Here is a 25,107-nt window from a genome sequence, read left to right as displayed (position 1 = left end):
TTTTCGATATTCGTGCTTTTTTTAGACAATGAACTCCGTAGGGGTTATGCGAGGGTCAACCAAGCTAACGAACCTGTAGAGATCATCACCCACATCGTAATACCAAACATCAATGGCTTTGGTCCCGCCGCTTTCAGTTTCTCTACAGAGATACCGCAGCCAATTAAGAATAGACACACAACTAATGCACGCTTGGAAACATCAAAAATACCTTGGTATACCACTTCAAACTGTGGTAATAAGTCGCTGACTGCGATAGCTGCGCAGTAGAAGAAAATGAAGTAAGGTACGGTAATCTTCTTTTGACCACTCTTGAAGATCATTGCGCTGACCAACGCGATTGGGATGATCCACAGTGCACGAGCGAGCTTAAGTGTTGTCGCGGTTGTCAGTGCTTCTTCACCATATGCAGAGGCAGCACCAACAACTGAAGAAGTATCGTGAATCGCGATCGCTGCCCAGGTACCGAACGTTTGCTGGCTCAATTCAAGTGCATGGCCAATTATCGGGAATAAGAATAGTGCTACAGAGTTCAATACAAAGACGGTAGCCAATGCTAAACCAATCTGTTCGTCTTCTGCTTTGATTGCTGGAGCTACCGCAGCAATCGCACTACCACCACAAATAGCAGTACCAGAAGAAATCAGGTAACCAGTAGTACGGTCCAGCCCCATACGTTTTGCTAAGAACCAGCCAATAACCAACGTGCCGATGATAGTGGTAATGATCAAACCAATACCGTCACCAGTCACCGCTAGTGCTTTCTCAAACTGAATGCCAAAGCCCAAGCCGACAATTGAGTAGGCCAGCAGCTTTTTAGTGATTTTGCCAACCTCTACGTTTTCAGGCACTAAGCCTAAGCTTGCAAGCAGAAAACCGACAACCAGCGCGGTAGGTGAACTTACCCATGGGGTTAAGCAAAATAGAGCAGCGAGATAAAATGGAATGGATTTATTCATTTTAATTATATTGTTTTTATCGTTTCTGGTTATGGCAGCTTAGCGAAGACTATACGCTTAACTTGATGATAAGTAAGTCTAAATGAATCGAACAAACGTTAAGAAAAACTAAACGTCTGTTCAGGAGGGGCATTTGGACTTATTTTTAACTAATTATCTTTGAGAGCCACGCAGACCCGTAACGGCCTGACGCAGAGTTTCACAAGACGCATCGGTCGGCGAAATTGGCTCCCCCGCTTCGATCTCTAGCTTTGTCCAGAAACGAGTTGGTAATCCTTTGCATGCTCGACCTTTATAGCGGCTAAAGTAGCTGCCCCATAATCCTTTGAGAGCCATTGGAATGACCGGTACCGGAGAGCGTCGGATAATCAGCTCCATTCCACGCATGAATTCCGCAACCTCGCCATCTGAGGTGAGTTTACCTTCCGGGAAGATACACACGATATGACCTTCATGCAGTGCTTTTTCAACCTCGTTGAAAGCGTTGCGAATCGAGCGGCGGTTGGTGGATGAGATAGGAATCACTCCAGCTCTTTTCAAGAAGCGTCTTAATGGTGGAAGCTTGGCATAGTCTTCCTCCATCACAAAACGAATCAGGCGAGGACATACCGCGCTGAGCAGCAGTGAATCCATATAGCTGACGTGGTTACAAACAATCAACGCTCCACCGTTCTCAGGTAGGTTGTGCAGATTTTTGTGCTTAACACGGTACATGGTGTGAGTGACGACCCAAGTGAAGAAGCGGAAGGCGTAAATGGGTACCTGATAGAATAGGTAAAGCATCACGAAGGTGTTCAACAGCGCCAGTAGTGCAAACAGCTGTGGGATGGATAGCTCCAGCACGCTTAAGCATACGATACCCATTACAGCACTACCCACCATGAATAGTGAGTTGTAAATATTCAGTCCAGCAATCACTTGAGCACGCTCGTCTGGTTTCGCGCGTAGCTGCATCAGTGAATAAAGTGGCACAATAAAGATACCACCAGAGATGCCAAGCAGCAGTAGATAAGCAAACAGCGGCCATAGCTCTGAGTAAGTCACAAATTGCTGGAAAGAGCCAAACTCGGGCAAAGACTCGGGGATGGATGTCGCCATCAGTAAGCCAAAAATTGAAATCCCTAAGCTGCCCATTGGCACAATGCCGATCTCAATTCGGTGATTTGAAAGTTTGTCACAGGCTAGAGAGCCAATGGCAATACCCACAGAGAATAGGGCCAGCAAAAAGGCAACAGAACTCTCAGTGCCATTCAAATGCAGCTTCGTGAAGTTTGGGAATTGGGTTAAATAGGTCGCGCCAAGGAACCAAAACCAGCTGATAGACATTAACGCCTGGAAGGTTGGGCGGTCTTTTTTTGCAATCGCGAGTGTGGCTTTGGTCAGCTTGATCGGTTGCCATTTCACTTTAAGATCTGGTGCATTGCTTGGTGCTTCAGGAATAAAGCAGCTTGATACATAGCCAAGTACAGCAAATGACACAACACAAATTGCGGCAACCAGTTTCGCGTTCTCTTCTGATGCAATGATACCGGCACCCAAAGTACCAATTAGAATGGCTAGAAATGTGCCAGTTTCAACTAAAGCGTTACCTGAAACGAGTTCTTTTGTTTCTAGTTGTTGAGGGAGTAAGGCGTATTTTACTGGTCCAAAGAAGGCACTCTGCGTCCCCATTAGAAACAGAAGCAGAAGTAAGATCCCGTAGCTTTCGTAGATAAAACCAACCGCACCAAGCGACATTATCACCACTTCAAGCAGCTTAACTTTACGGATAAACCAAGACTTTTCGTATTTGTCAGCCAGTACACCAGCCAAAGAAGAGAAAAGGAAGAAGGGCAGAATAAATAGGCCAGCCGCCAAGTTTATGAATAGGTTGCTAGAGATCGGTAGTGTGTCTACGCTTGCGAAAGCAACAAACAGCAACAGAACATTTTTGAAAATGTTGTCGTTAAAGGCTCCCAGAAACTGGGTAATAAAGTAGGGTAGGAACCTTTTTTGCGTTAACAGCGAAGATTGGCTGCTGTTGTTCATTGCTTTTCCTTGAATGCTTACCAGTTGGTTAAGTAGTTTGAGACTAGGTTATTAATCAACTCTTTACCATCGATAGGCTCAGTTGCGAAAAACTTATCGTCAACACTGAGAAGTGTAATTCCGTGCACGCCAGACCATAATACACGGCTCGCTTTAACGACTTCGCTTTCGGTATGTTCAGGTGCAATTGTGATTAACAACTGCTCTAGCATGCCAGTCATCTTATCGATACGGTTGGATTGCCATTCAGGTAGGTTTTCACCGTTCATGTTGTGCTCAAAGATAAGCTGCCAACGGTGTGGATGCTTTTGTGCAAAATCGTGGTAGCAGTATGCAAGATTAAATAATGCTTGTTGCGCATTGCTTGATTGTTCAACGGCAGCTGCAGATTCAGCGGCGAGTTCATCTAGCGTTTTGGCTACGACATGAAGAAGCAAAAGGTTGTAGTTACCGAATACATTTACCAGTGTACTTGGTACATAACCAATCATGTTCGCGATTTTTCGTAGGCTCAACTCGTGATAGGAGTGCTGCTCTAAAAAGTCTGTCACTGTATTCAAAGTCAGCTGGATTAATTGTTCTCGAGTGTGGTCGTTTCTGCGTGCCATGAGTAGTTTCTAGTAAATGAACGTCGTTCAATATTTTAATGCTGCCCCTGAGTGCCGTCAATCCTTTCGCTAGTTTAGCAATCAACTAATCGCCGCAATATTATGAAACATGTGTAAACACAGTGAATATTTCATTGTGCTTTGTTAACGAGTATGATTAATGTGTCGAAAGATAAAGAAACCTATAAAGGATAATAATGAAACGATTTTTCTCACTAGTCGCGATTCTGATGGTATCAGTCGCGGTGACACCAATCGCGGAAGCGAAAAAGTTTGGTGGTGGTAAGTCTTTTGGTAAGAGTTTCAAAACGGCTCCTGCACCCAAACAGCAACAACAGAACACGAATTCAATCCGACAAGATCAAGCCGGTAAGAACACAGCGGCTAACTCTAGCAAGAAAGGCCTAATGGGCGGTCTGCTAGGCGGTTTACTTGCAGGTGGTCTACTAGCAGCATTCTTCGGTGGCGCATTTGAAGGTATCCAGTTCATGGATATTCTTATTATGGGTCTGATTGCTTTCCTAGCGTTTAAGTTCCTACGTGGCATGCTTGGCGCGAAGCAGGGTTCTATGAATCAGCAGAATGCACGTGGCCAACAGCCAGCATTCGGCGGTATGGGACAAAACAAGTTTGAACAACCAACGCAACAGCCAAATGTTCATAACTTCGAGCAAGAACAACCTCAATCACAAGGCACTGCTGGTGGCTTTGGTTTTGGTGCGCAAAGCGATGTTCCACATAACTACCCACCGGGTTTTGATCAAGCGGCATTTATCAACGGCTCTCGAGAGCACTACCGTACACTGCAAGGTGCATGGAACCACAACGAGCTAAGCACGATTGAAGAATACGTGTCTCCAAGCCTTTTCGAAGACCTAAAAGCTGAGTGTAGCAAGCTAGCCGGCGATCAGCACACAGACGTAATGTATGTTGATGCTGAAATCGTTCGTGCAGACCATGACGGAAGCAAAGCACAGCTAAGCCTACAGTTTAGTGGTCGCTATCGTGATTCTGCGGAAGGTATCGAAGAAGATATTACTGACATCTGGCACTTAGAGCGTGACCTAACAACCGACAACGCACCTTGGTTGATTGTTGGTATTCAAGGTTAATCTCGGCATAGCTAACAGAAGACGTTAGCAAACCAGTACTTTGATTATTGAAAGCTCCTACAGGGAAACCTACAGGGGCTTTTTTGTTTCTGGTCGTTTTACTTTGCAAGAGTTGGGAAGAGAGCTAACTAGGTAAGGATTGGGAGTAAGGTGGGCTAAAGTCAATGCAAGTTACTCATTTTAATATTTTTAATTAGTTACTTAACCAAATGAAACTTAGGAGTTGGTTGATATGACGAGGTTTTTTGAGCCTATATTAGAGCCTGAACTTTCATCGTAGCAGAAGCAGAAAGTAGTGGATAATTGCAAAGACCCTGTTTCTACAAACTGCTTAGGTTGCGCAGCTTATTTGGTTTGTAAGCGTCATAGAGAAGTTTGGAGTGATTGATTCATCGGTGGGTTCAAAGGTATCAACTACCTTACGATAAGATCGCTATAGCAGTGTTCTAATGTTTAGAAGAGAAGTTACGCTGAGAGATATGGAACATTAGAAACGAAAAAAGCCAACTCAATGAGTTGGCTTTTCGATTTTCCAATTAAGGAGAATATGGTGGAGGGAGACGGATTCGAACCATCGAAGGCAGTGCCGGCAGATTTACAGTCTGCTCCCTTTGGCCACTCGGGAACCCCTCCAGGGTGTGTCTTACTTTTCACAAAGTAAGCCTAAATTGATGTTTTCCCATAAGCCCATCAATCAGGTTGTTCTCTTAACTCTTAAAGAGGTAAGAAGAATATGGTGGAGGGAGACGGATTCGAACCATCGAAGGCAGTGCCGGCAGATTTACAGTCTGCTCCCTTTGGCCACTCGGGAACCCCTCCAGGGTGTGTCTTACTTTTCACAAAGTAAGCCTAAATTGATGTTTTCCCATAAGCCCATCAATTAGGTTGTTCTCTTAACTCTTATGAAGAGGTAAGAAGAATATGGTGGAGGGAGACGGATTCGAACCATCGAAGGCAGTGCCGGCAGATTTACAGTCTGCTCCCTTTGGCCACTCGGGAACCCCTCCAGGGTGTGTCTTACTTTTCACAAAGTAAGCCTAAATTGATGTTTTCCCATAAGCCCATCAATCAGGTTGTTCTCTTAACTCTTAAAGAGGTAAGAAGAATATGGTGGAGGGAGACGGATTCGAACCATCGAAGGCAGTGCCGGCAGATTTACAGTCTGCTCCCTTTGGCCACTCGGGAACCCCTCCAGGGTGTGTCTTACTTTTCACAAAGTAAGCCTAAATTGATGTTTTCCCATAAGCCCATCAACTAGGTTGGTCTCTTAACTCTTAGGTAGAGGTAAGAAGAAATATGGTGGAGGGAGACGGATTCGAACCATCGAAGGCAGTGCCGGCAGATTTACAGTCTGCTCCCTTTGGCCACTCGGGAACCCCTCCAGGGTGTTTTTCCTAACTCATAATGGATAGGCTAAAGAGATGTTTTTCCCAACGCATCTCTCAAGTGCGGAGCGCATCATAGCAAACACGTTAAACCTGTAAAGGGTTTTTCTTATGGTTTTGTGCTAAATGCTGCCTTTTTGGGCAAAGATGGCGAAAAGTACGCACATTGCTCGTGAAGTGAACATCTGTACTAAGGTTTACGTACTGGTGGGTAACGCCTTGAGGTTATTGGCTTTCTTTCTTGCTGTTGTTTTGGCTAAACCACCACGAAACGTAAACGAAATTTAATCTAGATTTACACTTCTTGACGTTACAGCATTCATCAGTTGATAGAATACGGTTAATTTCATTTATAGAGAATAATACCAATCGTAGTAAGTAACTTTTCGTTCTAGCTTATTAAAATGCTCGACAGCTGCGTTAGGATTTTTGATTGTAGGATAACTACTTATCGAAGCTATCCTGTTGAAAAGAGCAGCCTTGTTTTCAAGCCTTTTTCCTACGCTATTGCTGACCACTTACTCACTGTGATTGCTACAAAACTTACTTGCAGACCATAATTATGAAAAATAAATCTGTTTTAACCCTGCTGAGCTTGTCTATTCTTATAGCGTCTCCAGCCGTACTTGCAAAGCGCATGGGCCCGAGCACTGTCACTGTTGTTACTGAGCAGGTTGATATTCACCAAGTTAGCCAATCCCTTTCTCTAGTTGGAAAACTAGAAGCTGAGCAATCAGTGGTGATCACTTCTGAGGTGGCTGGGCGCGTTGACTCTATCAACATTAAAGCGAATCAAGATGTGACTAAAGGTCGGGTGTTGGTTCAGTTAGATGACGATAAAGCAAAAGCTGCAGTTGCAGAAGCGCAAGCATATCTAAAAGACGAGAAACGTAAACTAGCGGAATTTGAGCGCTTGGTGAAACGTAATGCGATCACGCAAACAGAAATTGACGCACAGAAAACCAATGTGGAGATCGCCAATGCTCGTTTGGCGGCAGCAAATGCCAACCTAAAAGATCTTCACATTAGTGCACCATTCTCAGGCACAGTCGGCTTTATCGATTTTAGCCGCGGTAAAATGGTGACCGCAGGTACTGAACTGTTAACCCTAGATGACCTTTCAGTCATGCAGTTAGACCTTCAGATCCCTGAACGTTACCTTTCTAAGCTATCTAAAGGCATGAAAGTGGCGGCTCGCACCAGTGCGTGGGGAGATACGGAATTTACAGGTTCAGTGGTTGGCATTGATTCTCGTATTAACGCGGAGACATTAAATCTTCGAGTTCGAATCAATTTTGATAACAACAATGATTACCTAAAGCCGGGCATGTTGGTGTCGGCAGCGATGGACTTCCCTCCTATTGAAGCACCAATCATTCCCGTTCAAGCCCTAGAGTACTCAGGTACTAAACGTTTTGTTTATGTGGTTGGTGAAGATAATAAGGCAACGCGAACGGAAGTTTTCCTTGGCGCTCGTATCGGCAACGAAGTTGTGATTGAAAAGGGTATCGAAATTGGCCAGAAAATTGTCGTCCAGGGCATTGTCAACATGCGTGATGGTATTCAAGTTCAGGAGCTTGCTATAAATCGGCCGGTTGACTCAGCAGCCGAGAAAGCAGTACAAGAAGGCGCTAACTAATGTTGTTATCTGACGTTTCAGTAAAGAGACCAGTAGCCGCTGTCGTATTGAGTTTGCTATTGGTTGTGTTTGGTATTGTCTCGTTTAATAAGCTTGCCGTTCGTGAGATGCCTGATATTGAAAGCCCTGTGGTATCGATCAGTACACGTTACGAAGGCGCATCAGCGACCATCATCGAGAGTCAAATAACCTCCAATCTTGAAGACCAATTATCCGGTATCAGTGGTATAGATGAGATCGAGTCCACCACTCGTAACGGTATGTCGCGTATTACGATTACCTTTGAATTGGGTTATGACCTAAATACTGGTGTTAGTGATGTTCGTGACGCCGTTGCTCGTGCGCAGAGATCTTTGCCTGACGAAGCTGATGACCCAATTGTTTACAAGAACAACGGTAGCGGTGAGGCTTCGGTTTACATCAACCTAAGCTCTACTGAGATGGACCGAACGCAGTTGACCGATTACACAGAGCGTGTGTTGATTGACCGCTTTAGTTTGATCTCCGGCGTAAGTTCGGTGGATATCTCGGGTGGCTTGTACAAAGTCATGTACGTGAAGCTAAAACCTGCGGAAATGGCAGGGCGTGGTGTGACCACATCTGATATTACGTCTGCACTAAACAATGAGAATATCGAGAGCCCGGGTGGTGAAGTTCGTAACGACGCGATAGTGATGTCCGTTCGTACTGCTCGCTCATACACAGAAGCGGAAGATTTTGAATACCTAGTGGTCAAGCGCGCTTCTGACAACACGCCGATTTATCTTAAAGATGTTGCTGATGTTTACATTGGCGCAGAGAACGAAAACTCGACCTTTAAGAGTGACGGCGTTGTTAACGTCAGTATGGGGATCGTGCCTCAGTCAGATGCCAACCCACTTGAGGTTGCTGACTTAGTACACAAAGAAGTGGAAGCGATTCAGAAGTTCTTGCCAGATGGTACGCGTTTGGCTGTCGACTATGACTCGACCGTGTTCATCGATCGTTCTATCTCAGAGGTTTATAGCACACTCTTTATCACAGGTGGTTTGGTTATCCTCGTACTTTACATCTTTATTGGTCAAGCTCGTGCAACATTGATTCCTGCAGTAACGGTACCTGTATCTTTGATCTCGTCGTTTATCGCTGCGTACTATTTTGGCTTCTCTATCAACTTGATTACCCTGATGGCACTAATCCTGTCGATTGGCTTGGTAGTTGATGATGCAATCGTGGTGGTTGAGAACATTTTCCACCATATTGAACGTGGTGAGTCGCCACTGCTCGCGGCTTACAAAGGGACGCGAGAGGTAGGCTTTGCGGTAATCGCAACAACGCTTGTATTAGTAATGGTATTCCTGCCAATCTCGTTCATGGACGGCATGGTAGGTCTGCTGTTTACCGAGTTCTCGGTGTTGCTTGCTATGTCGGTGATCTTCTCGTCGCTCGTGGCATTAACATTAACGCCAGTGCTAGGCAGTAAGATCCTTAAAGCGAACGTGAAACCAAACCGCTTTAATCTGTTTGTTGAACGTGTATTTGGCAAATTAGAGTCTGGATACCGCTCGGTATTACGCCGCGCGCTAAATTGGCGGTGGGCTGCTCCTATCATCATTATCGCATGTTTGGGTGGTAGCTATGGTTTGATGCAGCAAGTGCCAGCGCAACTTACTCCCCAAGAGGACCGCGGTGTTATGTTTGCGTTTGTTCGTGGTGCTGATGCAACCAGTTACAACCGCATGTCTGCCAACATGGACATTGTTGAAGAACGTCTAATGCCATTGCTTGGTCAAGGCTTCTTGAAGTCATTCAGTATTCAATCGCCAGCATTTGGTGGTAATGCCGGTGACCAAACAGGCTTCGTTATCATGATCCTCGAAGATTGGGATGAGCGTGACGTGACCGCGCAAGACGCGCTGAATGAAGTTCGTAAGTCACTAGTCGGTATTCCTGATGTACGAGTGTTCCCATTCATGCCAGGCTTCCGAGGCGGGTCGAGTGAGCCAGTGCAATTCGTGCTTGGTGGCTCTGATTACTCTGAACTGCAAAAGTGGGCGGAGATCTTAAAGCAAGCTGCTGAAGGTTCACCGATGATGGAAGGCGCGGATATCGACTACTCAGAGAAAACGCCTGAGCTACTGGTTACTGTAGATAAGCAGCGAGCAGCAGAGTTGGGTGTGAGTGTTTCTGACATCTCCGATACCTTAGAAATCATGCTGGGCGGTCGCAGTGAGACAACCTTTGTGGAACGTGGTGAAGAGTATGATGTGTACCTACGTGGTGACGAAAACAGCTTCAACAATGCTAATGATTTGAGCCAAATTTACATGCGAACTCAGTCTGGTGAGTTGGTGACGCTAGATACTTTGACTCACATTGAAGAAGTCGCATCATCGATTCGTTTGTCGCACTACAACAAGCAGAAGTCGATAACGATTAAAGCGAACCTGATGGAAGGTTACACGTTAGGTGAAGCTCTGGATTTTCTAGATGAACAAGCGATTGAGCAACTACCGGGTGATATTTCGGTAAGCTATTCGGGCGAGTCTAAAGACTTCAAAGAGAACCAGTCGAGCATCTTAGTTGTGTTTGCATTAGCGATGTTGGTGGCGTACTTGGTACTGGCGGCGCAGTTCGAGAGCTTTATTAACCCGTTAGTGGTGATGTTCACTGTACCTATGGGTATCTTTGGTGGCTTCTTGGGCTTGGTAGTGATGAGTCAGGGGCTCAACGTCTACAGCCAGATTGGTATGATCATGTTGATCGGTATGGTAACCAAAAATGGTATCTTGATCGTTGAGTTTGCCAACCAACTGCGTGACCGCGGTATTGAGTTTGAAAAAGCCATTATTGATGCTTCTGCTCGACGCTTGCGTCCAATCATGATGACGGCGTTTACCACGCTAGCAGGTGCTATCCCATTGATTACTTCAACAGGCGCGGGTTACGAAAGCCGTGTGGCGGTAGGTACGGTTATCTTCTTCGGTATGGGCTTTGCGACCTTGGTGACTCTGTTTGTAATCCCTGCGATGTATCGATTGATTTCTGGTACAACTCGTTCACCTGGTCACGTCGAAGCAGTGCTCAACAAAGAGCTAAGCCATGACAACATAGGTAGAACTAGCCACGGTTAATTTAGTGGTATAAATAATTGATGAAAGCCCGACAACTTACTCGTTGTCGGGCTTTTTATTTGGCTTGCGAATGGTGTCAGAAAAGAGTGAGATCCTATTGCTCTTTGAGGTATTGAATGGTTTCGAGCAGTTCTTCCATAGAGCGGTGGCCTCTTAGTTTCACAATATAGCGCCCATTAATAACAAAGCTCGGAATGCTGCTAATCGACGCTTGCTCGGTTTTAGAAACAGCATCTTCCATAAATTTAGCCCATTGCTGTTGTTGGGTTTGAGTCATGTCTTCTTGTTTCACAAGGTTATGCTCTCTGAAAAAGGCGTCGATATCCGTTTCTTGCAATGGTTTTTTAGTTTGAACCAGCGAGAATAATTCACTCAAAAGTTCATGAGGCAGATCCGGTTTTTGAGCCAACACGGTGTAGTAAATACCCGCAGCTTGTAAGGTCGAGTCGTTAAAAATCACGTGAGTACGATGTAATTCCAGTTCACCAGAGCCTTCTTTATCTTTGAGTAATTCTGTCATCTGCCAACAAGGCATGCAGGTCAATGAAAAGAACTTGTCTACTTGATACTCGGTCGAATAAGGTTTTTCCAAAAGCGTGTATTGTTTTCCCTCTGATGGAGATGCAAAAGCTGTAGCGCTTAGGATAAGAGAAGCTAAAAGGATAAATACGTTTTGTAATCGTTTCATGAGAGTTCCGGTTTATCTGTGAATGTTTTGAAAAGCCTGAGTTTGCTCCTAGCGAAGTGCGGGCTTTTTTTGTATAACAATATCTGCTCAATACATTAAAAAATGAAAACTATTAAGGGACATCAAAGTGGCTGAATTTAAATACAAAGATCTTTCTCAAGAAGAACAAGACAAGCTGGATGCAGCAACCTTTCGTCGCCTATTAGCACACTTAGACAACAACAAAGATGTTCAGAACATTGATCTGATGATCTTAGCTGGCTTCTGTCGTAACTGCTTCAGCAAGTGGTACAAAGCAGAAGCTGAACAACAAGGTTTAGACCTTGATATCGATGATGCTCGTGAGCGTGTTTATGGCATGACTTACGATGAGTGGAAACAAAACCACCAACCAAAAGCAACACCAGAGCAACTGGCTGCTTTTGAAGCGAAGCAGAAGCCAGAATAGCCTTTGCTTATCGCTAACCAAAGACACACAAAAAGAGCCCATTAAGGGCTCTTTTTTATTTGAAAGCTTGTGTTTTGCTTAGTGCTTAAGCTAACTCACCAGTTTGAGAGAAAGCTTCTAATTTCGCTGCGTAAGGCTGAAGGTTACCAATGTTGTTGTTCACCCACTCGTCATTGAAGTAAGTGTCTAGGTAACGCTCGCCGCTATCACAAAGCAGAGTCACGATAGAGCCTTTCTCACCACGCGATTTCATCTCGCTTGCCAGTTGAAGCACACCGTACATATTGGTACCCGTAGATGCGCCAACCTTACGACCTAGAATGTCAGACAACCAGTGTGTCGTTGCAATACTTGCCGCGTCTGGGATCTTACGCATTTCGTCAATCACACCTGGAATGAAGCTTGGTTCAGCACGTGGACGACCAATGCCTTCAATTTTGCTGAATGTGCTGCCTTTTACTTCTGTATTGCCAGTTTTGTAATACTCATGGAATACTGAATTTTCAGGGTCGACAACACAAAGTTTAGTTTCATGCTGTTGGTAACGAATGAAACGGCCGATCGTTGCTGAAGTACCGCCAGTTCCCGGGCTCATTACAACCCAAGTTGGAACCGGATGATCTTCCATCTGCATTTGATTGAAAATCGAGTTTGCGATGTTGTTGTTACCACGCCAGTCGGTTGCGCGCTCAGCGTAAGTAAATTGGTCCATGTAATGGCCATTGAGTTCCGCTGCTAAACGGCGAGACTCATCATAGATTTGGTCAGAGCGGTCCACTAGGTGTGCTTGGCCACCGTAGAATTCGATTTGCTCGATCTTTTTCTTCGCAGTGCATTTTGGCATTACCGCGATAAATGGAAGGCCAAGTAGGCGAGCGAAGTAAGCTTCAGACACCGCCGTGCTACCAGATGAAGATTCAATGATCGTAGTTTCTGAGCCAACCCAACCGTTACAGATAGCGTATAAGAACAGAGAACGCGCCAAACGATGCTTCAAAGAGCCTGTTGGGTGTGTACTTTCATCTTTAAGGTAGATATCAATGCCTTCAATGCTTGGAAGGTCTAGTTTGATAAGGTGCGTATCCGCAGAGCGTTGGTAGTCCGCTTCAATTTTACGAATCGCGTTGTTAATCCATTGATGGTCAGTGCACATAAGCGTTCTCCTGATCGAGTGTAGGAATTTTTTGTAATTGGTATGGTTTTAATTTAGCTAAATCTGGAGAGAAAAACTTTGCCATATTTGCTTTTTTTTGACTAAAATGTAGAAAATTATTCTATTTAAAGGTGATTTGGTGAAAATATGATAGATGCCGTAGATAAAAAAATATTAGCGTTATTACAAGAAGACAGCACTCTGTCATTGAACGATATTTCTGAAGCCGTCAACCTTACCACCACGCCTTGCTGGAAGCGTCTAAAACGTCTTGAAGAGAACGGCATCATTGAAAAAAGAGTGGCATTGCTTAATCCGGAAAAGTTAGATCTTTCTTTTACCGCGTTCGTATTGGTGAAAACCAGTGATCATTCTCATGAGTGGTATGGTCGTTTTGTGAATACTGTGTCGGAGTTCCCAGAAGTCATGGAGTTCTACCGCATGGCGGGCGAGTACGATTACATGATGAAGGTGCAGGTTAAAGACATGAAATGCTTTGATGAGTTCTATAAGCGCTTAGTTAATAGTGTGGACGGTATATCGAACGTTACTTCTACTTTTGCGATGGAGCCGTTAAAGTACACCACCGCGCTACCGCTATAACCTTGTTAAAGATTGTGTTTCGAGTTTAGATATCCTCATCTGCGATGAAGAAAAGGATTATTCATGTTTGCAAAAGTTTCTACTGCTATTCAGCTCGTGTTAGCTGTCGCCATTTTTTACCTTGGCTACACTATCTATTCATTTACCAATAAAGTCGGTGAAATTGTCGATACCTATCCACAGGTTATCGAGGATCTTTCCGTGCTTACTAAAGAGCTAAAAGTCGAAGAGTTTCTGATACTGGCGGAGCACGTCGACGAGTTAGCACCACAGATGCTGAATACCGTCGAAGATGTAAGAAAGACGGTCGAGAAGGTGAACAAAACGGTCGCATCGGTCGATAGCAAAATACCAGCTATACTAGACGAAGTGAAAAATGTTCGAGTTGAAGTCGGGCAGGTGAGAAGCGATGTGATTCCGCCAACGTTGACCGAACTCAAGCGCTACCGTGTTGATGTTATGCCACCAATGCTTGCTGAAAGTAAGTCCTACCGAGAACAAACGATTCCTGTGGTGATTGCCGAGTCTGAGATGCTGAGAGCCGAAGTCCCTGCGATCTTGGTGCAAGCTAACTTGTTGGCTGACAAGAGTAAGGAACTTGCTCAAAGTGCGGCAGAAGGTGCGGTAAAAGGCGTGGTGTTATCGCCATTCAATTTATTGCGCGATGCGGGTGATGGCATAAAAAATCGAGTGCAAGGTGAGTCTAAGCCGGCCGAGCAGGGTGACTAAATACGGTTTCGTTGAGCTGCCATTGTGATTAAAAAGAGAAGAGGCTAGGGGCGATACCTAGCCTCTTTTCGTTTAAGGCGTTTGCTTGCAGACGCTCAGAAGTATTTGATGACTATTTAGTAAAGCGCATCACACCTTCTTGAACGGCTGTCGCGACTAAATCGCCTCTCTGGTTATAGATCTCACCGCGTACTAGACCGCGAGTGTTGGCCGCTGTTGGGCTTTCAATCGCGTAGAGTAGCCACTCATCCATTTTGAATGGGCGGTGGAACCAGATTGAGTGGTCTATCGTCGCCACTTGGAAGTTTGGCGTCATTAGAGAGACTTCGTGTGGGTGAAGCGCAGTGACTAAAAAGCCCCAATCTGAAGCGTAAGCAAGCAAGTATTGGTGAATCAAGTGGTTGTCTGGGACCGCACCATTTGCTCTAACCCAAAGGTACTGTTTCGCTTCCGTCTTCTTTGGTTTTAGTGGGTTAACCACTGTTACAGGGCGCATCTCAATTGGCTTTTCACCACAGAAGGTTTTACGCAGTTTTTCTGGTAAGAACTCCGCAATATGGCTTGCAAGTTCAGTTTCAGATGCAAAGTTTTCCGGCCCTGGAATATCAGGCATCGGATTTTGGTGTTCAAAGCCCGGTGCGTCACCGTGGTAAGAAGCCGTCAGATAGAAAATAGGGCGGCCATTTTGAATCGCTTTAACACGGCGGGTACTGAAGCTGCGCCCATCTCTGAGGTTTTCAACATCGTAAATAATCGGTTTTTCAGAGTCGCCTGGGAATAGAAAATAACTGTGGAACGAGTGAACACTGCGGTCGTCTTCAACGGTATAACGAGCAGCAGAAAGCGCTTGCCCTAAGACCTGACCGCCATAAACCTGTGGGAGACCGAGGTTTTCACTTTGCCCACGGAATAAACCTTCTTCCAGCTTCTCTAGCTGAAGTAAACTGAGTAATTCTTTTAAAGGTTGACTCATCGTCAGCATTCCTCTTCGTAAAATGAGTGTCAGATTATGGTGTTAATCAATTAGCTTAGTCATATATTTGTCAATAAATCATAGGTTTTCAAGACAGAATATGAAAGCCCTCTTATAATTAGTCTGGAGATTTGCCGAGTCCGGCAAACATGTTGAGAGAAATTGAATATGAAAAAGGCTCTAATTCTTCTAATGTCTTTAGTATCGTTTGGCATGTTAGTCGGTTGCCAAACAACATCTGAAACGAACGCTTCTCAGGAAGTGGTTGCAGAGAATACTCAAGTGATTTCAGGAACAGTTAGCTACCGCGAAAGAATGGCATTACCAGAGAATGCATTGGTTACTGTAACGCTAGAAGATATTTCACTAGCGGATGCTCCATCAACGGTTATCGCGACTCAAGAGTTCACAACCGATGGTAAGCAAGTACCGTTTGCGTTCGAATTAAGCTACGACGACAACAAGATTCAGCCCAACCACCGATACAACATGCGCGCAACAATTCATGTTGACGGCAAATTACGTTTCACAACAGATACCATCAAGTCTGTGATTACAGATGTAGAAAACACACAACACGCTGACCTACGTTTGGTCGGTGTTCGCTAAGTAGAAATGGATGCCAGTGTTAAGGCATCTTGATTGGCTTGATGTAGTCAAATGAATCGGCGAATGATGGCAGCTCTAGGGCTGCCATTTGTATATTCTGAGTTTAACTTTTCCTGCGTCGCTCACTTCAATTCCTTCTTCCACCAAATGCTTCTTTTGGCGTTCAAACGAGTCGCCTTTTAAGGAAATTTCGCCTTTACTGTTGATCACTCGATACCAAGGGAGTTTGCTACCTTCAGGTAAATTACCCAATGCTTTTCCCACATGGCGCGCATAGCCCGGAAACCCCGAGAAACGTGCTATGTCTCCATAAGTTGTTACTTTTCCATATGGAATTTGGTGAATCACAGCAAAGATTTGGGCTAAAAATTGGTCCATACTAAATGTTCCTAGTTCATGAATACCACGGATCGGTAGAAGGAGAGAGCTATGGTCTTTTCAACGTTTCAATTTCTAATTACAACATTATTAGCTGTTGTTTGTGCGAGAGCAATCAGTTTAAGTGAGGGAGACATCCCTGTACTGGCGATGGTGATTCCTGCGTTATGGATCTTACCGCAGGGTGGTATCGCAGGTTTAGCTTTGCTTGCTGCCATGACGACTTATGGCTTAACCCTTCCTCTACAGCCAATCACACTCTCTGTTAGCGCGTGGGTGTTGTTCCCACTGTTAATGGTGGTTTTCTCAAGACGCAGTAGTTTATCGGTGGTAATTATTTCGGGTTTGATCGTGACTACTTTGCAGGTCGGGATTATGGTTACGCAATCAGCAGGTAAGCTTGATGGCACGCCATGGATGACTCTATTACAAGTCTTATCCATTATGGTTATTTGGTGGGCTGCTAATCATCTTAAACCCGCGAGTCGACACAGCTGGTGGTCATTAGGGTTAATCTTGCCTCTTTGGATAGCTGACTTGCCTTATGCTGCGCTTGTGGCCCTGTGTGTGACGGGCATCATGGCGTCAATGGAAGCGATGACGAAGTTGAAAACCTTCCGCTGGAATAAGTTACTGTGCTGGACGCTACCAACTGCTGGCTTCGCAGCACTAGTGATTACACCGAGCATTGAAGTACCAAGCCCTGTATTTGTAGTCTGGCTATGTTTGTTAGGAACGGCATGGATGACGGACTACATCATTCGCACTGAAGATAACGAAGACATCGATATCTAGTATCTACTCAATCTAGATGATGTTGTACGAGAACTTCAAATCGCAGGTAAATGGCGAATTTACCAGCGATTTAGTGGTGGTTTGAATAAAGGATAAGCACTTAGACCACAATTGCTCAAAAAGAAGGGGGAAGGGCTTGCAATGGTTGCTGGGATACTTAATAATTCACTCACTCTTTGAGGCAAGCCTCTCAGAAAACGAATCTATGGGGGCCTGGTCCTCCCGCAACAATAGCTCGTGAACTCGGTCAGGTCCGGAAGGAAGCAGCCGCAGCGTGTGACTTGTGTGCCGGGATGTGGCTGGGTTCCCACCCTTTATGAAGCCTGCAATATATGTTCGCATAAATTGCAGGCTTTCTTCATATTTGCACCATAAGTCTTCATAGTCTATTTTTTTGTTGTAGGTTTACAACAAAAGTGATTTCGCTATGTTCGACCAAACCAAGAAGTCGTCTCACGTACACAACATCTGTAAGTTCATGAGCTTGAAGAATGATGCTGTTGTTCGCACTCTGTCTATTTTAGAGTTTGATTTCTGTTTTCACCTCGAATATAACGCAGACATCAAAAGCTTCACGTCCCAACCTTTTGGCTTCCACTATCAATTCAATAATCGGAAGTGCCGATATACCCCCGATTTTTTAGTTACAGATCACAACGGTCAATCAACATTCTTTGAAGTAAAGCATTCCAGCCAGATTCTTAAATCTGACTTCAGGAGTAGATTTGAAGAGAAGCAAAGAGTTGCCTTGAATGAGTTTAACAGAAGCTTGGTTTTAGTTACCGAAAAGCAAATTAGACTGGGACCAACTTTAGATAACTTCAAGCTACTACACCGTTACTCCGGATTGCGAACCGTGACTGAGTTTCAAAAATTAGTGTTGGCGTTTATTAAACTTAAACAAATGGTGAAGTTACAGGAGGTGTCTTTGTATTACGGTTTATCGGAACAGGACACACTTATCTCTACTCTTCCTTGGATCTCTTCGGGGCAAGTCAAAACAGACCTCAACAATATTGGCTTTGGCCTCGAAACTTACGTTTGGTGCTAACTATGCCATCGGACTCTAATAACATATTTGGGTTCTTTGATGAGTTTGAAGCTTCAGAAGGAGAGTCTCAGCCGCTTCCAATAGAGCTAATGCAAGAACCTATTGAAATCTCTTCAACTATTGATTCTCAATCACCGAAGGTACAGAAAGAAGTTATCCGTCGTATTAAAATTATCGATTTCGTGGAGAAGCGTTTAAAAGGTGGATGGACCGAGAAAAACTTGAACCCTATTTTAAGTCTCATTGAACCAGAATTACAGCTCACTCCCCCGAGTTGGCGAACTTTAGCAACTTGGAAAAAATATTATTTTGAAGCGGGTAAAGACCCATGTGCACTTATTCCGAAGCATACATTTAAGGGCAACCGACAAAAAGAAATGGATTCTCAATCCTTGATTGACGAGGCAATTCAGAACGTATACCTGACACGTGAGCGACTTAGCGTTGCAGAAGCATACCGATACTATAAGAGTCGAGTGATGCAAATAAATCGTGGGATTGTTGAGGGGAAAATTAAACCAATTTCAGAGCGCTCTTTTTACAATCGAATACACGGCTTACCTCCATATGAGGTCGCGATCGCAAGGTTTGGCAAACGATACGCAGACCGAGAATTTCGTTCGGTTGGTCAGCAAGTAGCTGCGACCAAACCAATGGAATATGTCGAAATTGACCATACCCCAGTTCCAGTGATTTTGATTGATGACGAGCTAGATATTCCTTTAGGGCGACCCTACCTGACGATGCTATATGACCGCTTCAGTAAATGTATCGTAGGGTGCAGTATCAACTTTAGAGAGCCTAGTTTTGATTCTGTCAGGAAGGCGCTATTGAACTCGCTACTAGATAAGAGTTGGGTAAAGCCAAGATATCCATGTATTGATAATGAATGGCCTTGCCACGGTAAGATTGACTGTTTAGTTGTCGATAATGGTGCCGAATTTTGGAGTCAAAGCTTAGAAGATTCGTTACGGCCTCTAGTGTCTGATATCCAATATAGTCAAGCAGCTAAGCCTTGGCGAAAGTCTGGGATAGAAAAGCTGTTTGATCAGATGAACAAAGGGTTAGTGAACGCATTACCTGGAAAAACGTTCACCAATCCTACTCAACTTCAAGATTACAACCCAAAGAAAGATGCGGTGGTTAGAGTTTCTGTATTTCTTGAATTACTTCATAAATGGATTGTCGATTATTACCACATGGCACCAGATTCAAGAGAACGTGATATTCCATACCATAAGTGGAACCAATCGGAATGGACTCCCTCCTACTACCTTGGTGCTGAGAAGGAGCAGTTGAGAGTTGAGCTAGGTTTGCTTAGACACCGAATTATTGGAGTGGCAGGGATCAGGCTTCATAACCTACGCTATCAGTCCTCAGAACTTATTGAATACCGTAAATATTGGGCGTCCAACAATGGCAAAAAGCTGTTTGTTAAGACCAAAACAGACCCTTCAGATATTAGCTACATCCATGTTTACCTAGAATCGGAAAAGAGGTACATAAAAGTTACAGCGGTAGACAACAGTGGATATACAAAAGGACTGTCCCTTTTTGAACATGAGCGCATACAAAAAGTACGCAGGCTTAACACTAAGCAGCTTACTGATGATGAGGCGCTTGCGGATACATTTCTGTATATGAAGAAACGTATTCAGGACGAAACCGATAGATTCCGCGGTGCAAAAAGCAATAAGGCTAGCTTGCCTAAAACGGGCAATACTTCGAAATTAGCAAAGTTTAATGATGTGGGCTCAGAAGGGCCAAGCTCAATCAATGCGACTCCAGTAAAACAAGAAACCACGGCAGTGTTCGATGTCTCAGAGCAATTATCTGATGATGATTTTGAAGATATTGAGGGGTATTAATTTGAACTTAACATCTAGGCAGTTTGAACAGTTAAGATCCTTTGAAACCTGCTTTATTGAATACCCTGCAATTGCTGAAATCTACTCTATTTTCGATCAACTTCGTTTTAACCACTCTCTTGGTGGTGAACCTGAGTCTTTCTTGTTAACAGGTGAGGCCGGCAGTGGAAAGACCGCGCTGATTAACAACTACTTATCACGCTTTCCGGCGAGTTCAACTTGGAGCAAACAACCTGTTCTTAGCACCAGAGTGCCAAGCCGCATAAATGAACAGAACACGCTTACGCAGTTTTTAGTCGATTTAGATGGAAAGTCAGGCGGAAGAGGTACCCGACGACGTAATGAAATTGCTCTTGGTGAAGCAGTTGTAAAGCAACTTAAACGTAAATCTGTTGAGCTGATTATCGTCAATGAAATTCAAGAGCTTGTGGAGTTTTCTACAGCAGAAGAAAGGCAAGCTATTGCTAATACGTTCAAATATATAAGTGAAGAAGCAAAAGTCTCGTTTGTGCTGGTTGGTATGCCATATGCTGATGTAATAGCGACAGAGCCACAATGGAACTCACGATTAAGTTGGAGACGAAAGATTAACTATTTCAAGCTGTTGAAAGCTAACAGCCATTCGAGTGGAACGGCATCTTATAGTTTTGACTTGGGGCAAAAAAAGCACTTTGCTAAATTTGTTGCTGGTTTGAGTGCGAGAATGGGCTTTGATGAACCGCCAGTGCTTACAAAAAATGAAGTGTTATATCCTTTGTTTATTATGTGTAGAGGGGAGTGCCGAGCGTTAAAGCACTTCTTGAAAGACGCATTACTTATGAGTTTCAATGAGAACGTTGATACTATAGACAAAGAGATATTGTCATGTACGTTTTCATTTAAGTTTCCCTACTTGGACAACCCGTTTAATTGTCCTGTAGAGGAGCTTCGTCTTCATCAAATTGACTCTGGATCGTCTTACAACCTAAATGCCATTACGTCAGAAGATAAGATACTAGCTCCACGATTTACGGATGCAATTCCGTTGAGCATGTTATTGAGCAAAAATGGACTTAAAGCTTAAGCATTACTTCTCGCTCTTTAGGCTCTCCAACAGCACCACCTTCTCTTCATCACTCATCTTATCAATGGCGCACGCTAACTCAGCGCTCAATTCGCTCCTACAGAAAAAGTAGTTTAGCGGCACACCTAACTCTTCAGCCATACGTTCTAGCGTACCAATATCGGGTACGTGTCTACCTTTCTCATAATGGTTCATTCGCCCACTAGCCGAACTTGGTTCCATGCCAATTTTCACCCCTAAATCTTTTTGGGTGATTTTGGCTTTTTTACGCGCAGCTTTGAGCCTCGCTGGGATTGGGTTGTCTTTCTGCACTTACACATTTCTTTTCAACCTTTAGATAACTTAGATTGTCTAAGTTTTACTGATTTTTGTATACTTAGCAATCCTAAGTTTTTATTGCATGCAAGAGTCACATGAAGAAAGTAAGAAGAATTAACCCTGATATGTTTAACCTATTGATTGAAAAAGGGATGGATGATTTCTCTGTTATAGAAGCTAGGGATGCTTTGTTAAATAGTACTTCAACCTTTACGAGCAGTGACGAAGCTCGAAAGTATGTTTATAAGCAACTTCTATCACTTGAGGAGAAAGGCTGGCTTTCTGTCATTGGGACTCGCAGAGGCAAGCGTTACCATCAAACTAATGAATTCAAAGCGCTTACAATTGAGCCTCGAGCAGCTAGAAATAAGAAAGCTAAAGTTGATTCAATAACTGTTCAAACTCCGGAGTTCTCTCTAAATGCACTAGAACAAGAGAAAAAACAACATGAAGGTGAGTTAGCGATTACTCTGGGCGAGATTGAGGAATACCAATCTTTGTTAACGCGTTTTCCAAACAACAAGCATGATATGGAGCCGTTATTCAATGCAGCGAGAGAGCGATCAGCTAAGCTATTGGGCAAAATCAATGCACTAACCAACTGGATGCAAGTCGCCCAAAGCAAGGCTTCCCAATGTTAAGAACATGGCAAGCTGAATGTGCAGCTCAAGTTATCGATAAATTCACTTCAAACAAACGTTCACACTTCTTCTGTCAAGCTACTCCTGGTGCAGGTAAAACCGTTATGGCTGCAGAGGTTGCTAAGCGTCTTTTTCAAGAAGGTATGATTGATTTATTGCTCTGTTTCTCACCATCACTTTCGGTCGCTGAAGGGATGAAAAAGACCTTTTCATGGAAACTGGAATGTTCCTTTAATGGAGGCTTGGGCTCGTTAGGTGGGTCTTATACCTATCAATCCATCCGTTTTTTAGATGAAAACTTCTGGAACACCGTCAGTAAATATCGGGTACTAGTCGTATTTGATGAGATCCACCATTGCTCGTTTGATGATGGGGGGAGGTCAAATTCATGGGGGGTAGAAATTGTCAGTAAGATCCGAGGTTTTGCCCGTTACACATTAGCGCTGTCGGGTACTCCTTGGCGCTCTGATCGGTTACCGATAGTTATGGCCGAGTATTCCGACCCTGATGGTATGCTCATTTGTGATTATCAATATGGCTTGCAACAGGCAGTTGTTGATAAGGTGTGTCGCCGCCCTAAAATCGTTTTAATTGATAATGAACACCTGAGTGTTAATGCTGGCAGGGACAATCAACACTTCGCTTCTATTCTTGATTGCCTTAAACAATCCGATGTCTCATATCACAGTGTCATTCACAATGAAGACGCTATGAACTACATATTAAATAGTGGTTGCCAAAAGCTAGCCCAAATAAGGCAAGAGTCCCCAAATGCAGGAGATTTAGTCGTCGCTGCTTCTATAAAGCACGCTAAACATATTCAAAAGCGACTGATTGAGCACTTTAATCAATCAGCATGCATCGTGACTTATCACCAGGATAATCCGTTAAATGAAATTGAGTCTTTTCGTCACTCGAATGTTCAATGGATAGTCAGTGTTGGAATGATCAGTGAAGGAACGGATATCCCTCGGCTTCAGGTTTGTTGTCATATGAGTTCGGTAAAAACGGAACTGTACTTCAGGCAAGTGCTAGGGCGAATTTTAAGAATCAATGTTTCTCCCAATCAAGAAGCGTGGTTGTATACCTTTGCTGAAGAAAATTTGATTGGGTTTGCTGAAAGAATTGAGCAGGATATTCCTGATAGCTGCTTGTACATTAAACAAGAGAATAATGTGCCTAGCGCTACTGATGAAAAGCGCCTACCACCTAGTGCCTTATCGGAAAGCGTTCAATCTAATCGACCTCAACCAAGCTTACTTAGTTGGGGAGAAGCTTCAGATGTTATTGACTCAAATAATGTAGGACTCACTTTAGCCATCGATGAGCTGAGGTTAGGCCAATTTAAACAGCGAGTCATCGCTGCATTTATCTAAATAGATTCCGCTTCAATCTCTTTCAGTGTTTTGCCTGTAGCACTTATCCAGTAATCGGGTCCGCTGCAAAGTCAACCAAGTAGTACTGCGGCGGCTTGAGATACTCTCGGCTCCAATAATTTGTGCCCTAGATAACCAATAACATTACCGCTCGGTGATCACAGACATAGTAGACACGTTTGCAACAAACTTTTGGACACTTTTGAGTTAGAAAGTGCCACGGGTAAAAATTCAGCCTGTGAAGGTTTTGGACAGTAATGAGTTTCGCGAAAACTTACATTAGCAAGTCATGAATAACTAAAAGTATGGGAAACACCCCGCCTCCCTTATAGAGCACAATTTACTTTATAAATGCTCGGGCTTGTTCAACACTTGGGATTTAACGTTGGCTACGCAACGCTTAATCCTTATTTGTTAGGGCTATTTGCGTCCAATTGCATTGAAACGTTCGATATATGTTTCTAAAGCGCCCGCATCAGCCAAAGCTCGTAATGGATTATTCGCAGCTGCCACATGTTCCTGGTGTTCACTAATTGAACACCAGGAACACTCCTCCTTGAACTGCTCTGTTGGCTCATAACAAGTGACACATGCTGACTTAGATTGAACTATTTCATGACCATTAAATAAGAATGTTTCATTTTGAGCATTCAAAAAGTATGGCTCAGAGACACTTTTCCCAACCTTTGCCAAATAGAAATCAGCATCTATTTCACTGCTCCATTCTTCACCTTTATCCAAATATTCTGGCTTTGTTCTCGGTCCAGCAATTATTGCCGTAATGCAATCTGTTGGTATTTGCAAAATCATGTTTCCCGCGATGTCTTTAACATCACTGTCAGAGACGACTACTCGTCGTTCCAACTCATAACCCCAACATTCTTTTTTTGTGAAATATGCTGCGTTATAAACCCCGTTACGCAGGAACATGATATCTCGAGGTTTTCCACGATACATTGCCATTTGCAATGTCCCTTTTAGTTCTTCACGAGGGGTATCTTGATAGATTACATCGTCTATTCTCACATCCTTTACATATGACTCTAGTTTTTCTTCATCAACTTCAATTACAAAACCTTTAGAGTTATGAGCATAATGAGCCCACATAGGAGTAACGATCGGTGATTTAGAAAAGCATGTTGTCGGATACTGAGGGATTTCTTGCACAATCTCATTGTAAAATGCTACTACATCTGAATTATCAGCAAAGTCAATGGTTAAAAATAGTTCATAGGGATCATTATAATCTTTAGGATATGAGAATTTAAAACCACAGTAATCGGTTTCACTAAATGCAATATCCAATATATCTGGACCAACATATTTATATAGTTTTTTAGACATTTCTTACCTTTATTGTTATCTATAGCCCTAACGCTTTATAGACGGATTTTTTCCGTAATTATATGCAATCAATAGTATCGCTAATTATATTCACGTTCAATCGAAAGCCCGTACAGCCTAGTGTCTAAGGCATGAGCTTCAGAAATTGCCGAAAGTTTCCGTATAACTCCGGCGGATTCCGAGAAATACGATTTTCACCCTGATTGCACTCCAACTGAGCATGATC

23 protein-coding genes, 5 tRNA genes and 1 other RNA gene are annotated in these 25,107 nt (G+C 43.7%); 15 read left to right on the top strand and 14 right to left on the bottom strand.

Going from position 1 to position 25,107, the window contains the following annotated elements:
- Positions 1 to 44 precede the first annotated feature (44 nt).
- From A3712_RS11655 to A3712_RS11645, 3 genes are all read right to left on the bottom strand, one after another.
- A complete protein-coding gene (locus A3712_RS11655; protein ID WP_063523555.1) occupies positions 45 to 959 on the bottom strand; it encodes a YeiH family protein in 915 nt (304 codons plus the stop codon).
- A 153-nt stretch (positions 960 to 1,112) separates the two neighbouring features.
- Complete coding sequence (locus A3712_RS11650; protein WP_063523554.1) at positions 1,113 to 2,987, bottom strand: MFS transporter; 1,875 nt, start codon at positions 2,985 to 2,987, stop codon at positions 1,113 to 1,115.
- A gap of 17 nt (positions 2,988 to 3,004) precedes the next feature.
- Positions 3,005 to 3,595, bottom strand: coding sequence for a TetR/AcrR family transcriptional regulator (locus A3712_RS11645; RefSeq protein ID WP_063523553.1), 591 nt, complete (start codon positions 3,593 to 3,595; stop codon positions 3,005 to 3,007).
- A 197-nt stretch (positions 3,596 to 3,792) separates the two neighbouring features.
- Here A3712_RS11645 and A3712_RS11640 point away from each other — a divergent pair, with 197 nt between their 5' ends.
- The gene (locus tag A3712_RS11640; protein ID WP_063523552.1) at positions 3,793 to 4,707 is read left to right on the top strand and encodes a TIM44-like domain-containing protein; all 915 of its coding nucleotides are present in this window, start codon (positions 3,793 to 3,795) and stop codon (positions 4,705 to 4,707) included.
- Between the two features lie 548 nt (positions 4,708 to 5,255).
- Here A3712_RS11640 and A3712_RS11635 read toward each other — a convergent pair.
- The 5 genes from A3712_RS11635 to A3712_RS11615 all read right to left on the bottom strand — a co-directional run bounded on the left by A3712_RS11635 (position 5,256) and on the right by A3712_RS11615 (position 6,089).
- Positions 5,256 to 5,340 (bottom strand) — tRNA-Tyr (locus A3712_RS11635).
- Between the two features lie 101 nt (positions 5,341 to 5,441).
- A tRNA-Tyr gene (locus A3712_RS11630) sits at positions 5,442 to 5,526 on the bottom strand.
- Positions 5,527 to 5,629: 103 nt separating this feature from the next.
- Positions 5,630 to 5,714: transfer RNA gene (locus A3712_RS11625), tRNA-Tyr, on the bottom strand.
- Positions 5,715 to 5,815: 101 nt separating this feature from the next.
- Positions 5,816 to 5,900, bottom strand: a tRNA-Tyr gene (locus A3712_RS11620).
- Positions 5,901 to 6,004: 104 nt separating this feature from the next.
- Positions 6,005 to 6,089, bottom strand: a tRNA-Tyr gene (locus tag A3712_RS11615).
- 129 nt (positions 6,090 to 6,218) lie between these two features.
- On the opposite strand from A3712_RS11615, the gene A3712_RS27780 reads away from it, so the two are divergent.
- From A3712_RS27780 to vexH, 3 genes are all read left to right on the top strand, one after another.
- Positions 6,219 to 6,380, top strand: a complete 162-nt coding sequence (locus A3712_RS27780) for a hypothetical protein (protein WP_197465816.1) — start codon at positions 6,219 to 6,221, stop codon at positions 6,378 to 6,380.
- Positions 6,381 to 6,654: 274 nt separating this feature from the next.
- Positions 6,655 to 7,731 carry an efflux RND transporter periplasmic adaptor subunit gene (locus tag A3712_RS11610; RefSeq protein ID WP_063523551.1) on the top strand — a complete coding sequence of 359 codons (1,077 nt, stop codon included), beginning with the start codon at positions 6,655 to 6,657 and terminating at the stop codon, positions 7,729 to 7,731.
- Positions 7,731 to 10,844 (top strand): vibriobactin export RND transporter permease subunit VexH, encoded by a 3,114-nt coding sequence (gene vexH, locus A3712_RS11605; RefSeq protein ID WP_063523550.1) that lies wholly within the window; start codon positions 7,731 to 7,733, stop codon positions 10,842 to 10,844. The genes A3712_RS11610 and vexH overlap by 1 nt, the downstream gene beginning before the upstream one ends.
- 94 nt (positions 10,845 to 10,938) lie before the next feature.
- On the opposite strand, the gene A3712_RS11600 is transcribed toward vexH, so the two are convergent.
- On the bottom strand, positions 10,939 to 11,532 hold the full coding sequence (locus tag A3712_RS11600) for a thioredoxin domain-containing protein (RefSeq protein WP_063523549.1): 594 nt from the start codon (positions 11,530 to 11,532) through the stop codon (positions 10,939 to 10,941).
- 127 nt (positions 11,533 to 11,659) lie between these two features.
- Here A3712_RS11600 and A3712_RS11595 point away from each other — a divergent pair, with 127 nt between their 5' ends.
- On the top strand, positions 11,660 to 11,980 hold the full coding sequence (locus tag A3712_RS11595) for a DUF1244 domain-containing protein (protein WP_004736423.1): 321 nt from the start codon (positions 11,660 to 11,662) through the stop codon (positions 11,978 to 11,980).
- An 85-nt stretch (positions 11,981 to 12,065) separates the two neighbouring features.
- Here A3712_RS11595 and A3712_RS11590 read toward each other — a convergent pair whose 3' ends face one another.
- A complete protein-coding gene (locus tag A3712_RS11590; RefSeq protein ID WP_063523548.1) occupies positions 12,066 to 13,133 on the bottom strand; it encodes a PLP-dependent cysteine synthase family protein in 1,068 nt (355 codons plus the stop codon).
- A gap of 147 nt (positions 13,134 to 13,280) precedes the next feature.
- Between A3712_RS11590 and A3712_RS11585 the strand changes: the two genes are divergently transcribed.
- Positions 13,281 to 13,736, top strand: coding sequence for an Lrp/AsnC family transcriptional regulator (locus A3712_RS11585; RefSeq protein ID WP_004739953.1), 456 nt, complete (start codon positions 13,281 to 13,283; stop codon positions 13,734 to 13,736).
- A gap of 63 nt (positions 13,737 to 13,799) precedes the next feature.
- Positions 13,800 to 14,465: a hypothetical protein gene (locus tag A3712_RS11580; RefSeq protein WP_063523547.1), complete on the top strand. Its 666-nt coding sequence runs from the start codon at positions 13,800 to 13,802 to the stop codon at positions 14,463 to 14,465.
- A 112-nt stretch (positions 14,466 to 14,577) separates the two neighbouring features.
- Here the strand turns inward: A3712_RS11580 and tesB are convergent, their stop codons facing one another.
- Positions 14,578 to 15,438: an acyl-CoA thioesterase II gene (gene tesB, locus A3712_RS11575; RefSeq protein ID WP_004739955.1), complete on the bottom strand. Its 861-nt coding sequence runs from the start codon at positions 15,436 to 15,438 to the stop codon at positions 14,578 to 14,580.
- Between the two features lie 168 nt (positions 15,439 to 15,606).
- Here tesB and A3712_RS11570 point away from each other — a divergent pair, with 168 nt between their 5' ends.
- On the top strand, positions 15,607 to 16,047 hold the full coding sequence (locus A3712_RS11570) for a YbaY family lipoprotein (RefSeq protein WP_063523546.1): 441 nt from the start codon (positions 15,607 to 15,609) through the stop codon (positions 16,045 to 16,047).
- Between the two features lie 75 nt (positions 16,048 to 16,122).
- On the opposite strand, the gene A3712_RS11565 is transcribed toward A3712_RS11570, so the two are convergent.
- Entirely contained in the window at positions 16,123 to 16,425 is a 303-nt protein-coding gene (locus A3712_RS11565) for an MGMT family protein (RefSeq protein ID WP_063523545.1), read from the bottom strand.
- Between the two features lie 51 nt (positions 16,426 to 16,476).
- Here A3712_RS11565 and A3712_RS11560 point away from each other — a divergent pair, with 51 nt between their 5' ends.
- The 5 genes from A3712_RS11560 (at position 16,477) to A3712_RS11540 (ending at position 21,202) form a co-directional block, all read left to right on the top strand.
- Positions 16,477 to 17,220: a hypothetical protein gene (locus tag A3712_RS11560; RefSeq protein ID WP_063523544.1), complete on the top strand. Its 744-nt coding sequence runs from the start codon at positions 16,477 to 16,479 to the stop codon at positions 17,218 to 17,220.
- Positions 17,221 to 17,431: 211 nt separating this feature from the next.
- An RNA gene (gene ffs, locus A3712_RS11555) (signal recognition particle sRNA small type) lies at positions 17,432 to 17,528 on the top strand.
- 119 nt (positions 17,529 to 17,647) lie between these two features.
- Positions 17,648 to 18,271 (top strand): TnsA endonuclease N-terminal domain-containing protein, encoded by a 624-nt coding sequence (locus tag A3712_RS11550; protein WP_063523543.1) that lies wholly within the window; start codon positions 17,648 to 17,650, stop codon positions 18,269 to 18,271.
- A gap of 2 nt (positions 18,272 to 18,273) precedes the next feature.
- The gene (locus A3712_RS11545; RefSeq protein WP_063523542.1) at positions 18,274 to 20,139 is read left to right on the top strand and encodes a Mu transposase C-terminal domain-containing protein; all 1,866 of its coding nucleotides are present in this window, start codon (positions 18,274 to 18,276) and stop codon (positions 20,137 to 20,139) included.
- Positions 20,108 to 21,202, top strand: coding sequence for a TniB family NTP-binding protein (locus A3712_RS11540; protein WP_197465815.1), 1,095 nt, complete (start codon positions 20,108 to 20,110; stop codon positions 21,200 to 21,202). Before A3712_RS11545 ends, A3712_RS11540 begins: the two co-directional genes overlap by 32 nt.
- A gap of 3 nt (positions 21,203 to 21,205) precedes the next feature.
- Here A3712_RS11540 and A3712_RS11535 read toward each other — a convergent pair whose 3' ends face one another.
- Positions 21,206 to 21,514 carry a helix-turn-helix domain-containing protein gene (locus tag A3712_RS11535; RefSeq protein WP_063523541.1) on the bottom strand — a complete coding sequence of 103 codons (309 nt, stop codon included), beginning with the start codon at positions 21,512 to 21,514 and terminating at the stop codon, positions 21,206 to 21,208.
- Between the two features lie 101 nt (positions 21,515 to 21,615).
- On the opposite strand from A3712_RS11535, the gene A3712_RS11530 reads away from it, so the two are divergent.
- Both A3712_RS11530 and A3712_RS11525 read left to right on the top strand, forming a co-directional pair.
- On the top strand, positions 21,616 to 22,161 hold the full coding sequence (locus A3712_RS11530) for a hypothetical protein (RefSeq protein WP_063523540.1): 546 nt from the start codon (positions 21,616 to 21,618) through the stop codon (positions 22,159 to 22,161).
- Positions 22,155 to 23,537 (top strand): DEAD/DEAH box helicase, encoded by a 1,383-nt coding sequence (locus A3712_RS11525; protein WP_063523539.1) that lies wholly within the window; start codon positions 22,155 to 22,157, stop codon positions 23,535 to 23,537. The genes A3712_RS11530 and A3712_RS11525 overlap by 7 nt, the downstream gene beginning before the upstream one ends.
- 420 nt (positions 23,538 to 23,957) lie before the next feature.
- On the opposite strand, the gene A3712_RS11520 is transcribed toward A3712_RS11525, so the two are convergent.
- Complete coding sequence (locus A3712_RS11520; RefSeq protein WP_063523538.1) at positions 23,958 to 24,881, bottom strand: DUF2971 domain-containing protein; 924 nt, start codon at positions 24,879 to 24,881, stop codon at positions 23,958 to 23,960.
- Positions 24,882 to 25,107: the final 226 nt, after the last annotated feature.

Origin of the sequence: Vibrio sp. HI00D65, from assembly GCF_001635455.1 — a bacterium.
GTDB lineage: Bacteria > Pseudomonadota > Gammaproteobacteria > Enterobacterales > Vibrionaceae > Vibrio.
Note: the sequence above shows the minus strand (reverse complement) of the source record. Positions and strands in the feature narration are given on the sequence as shown.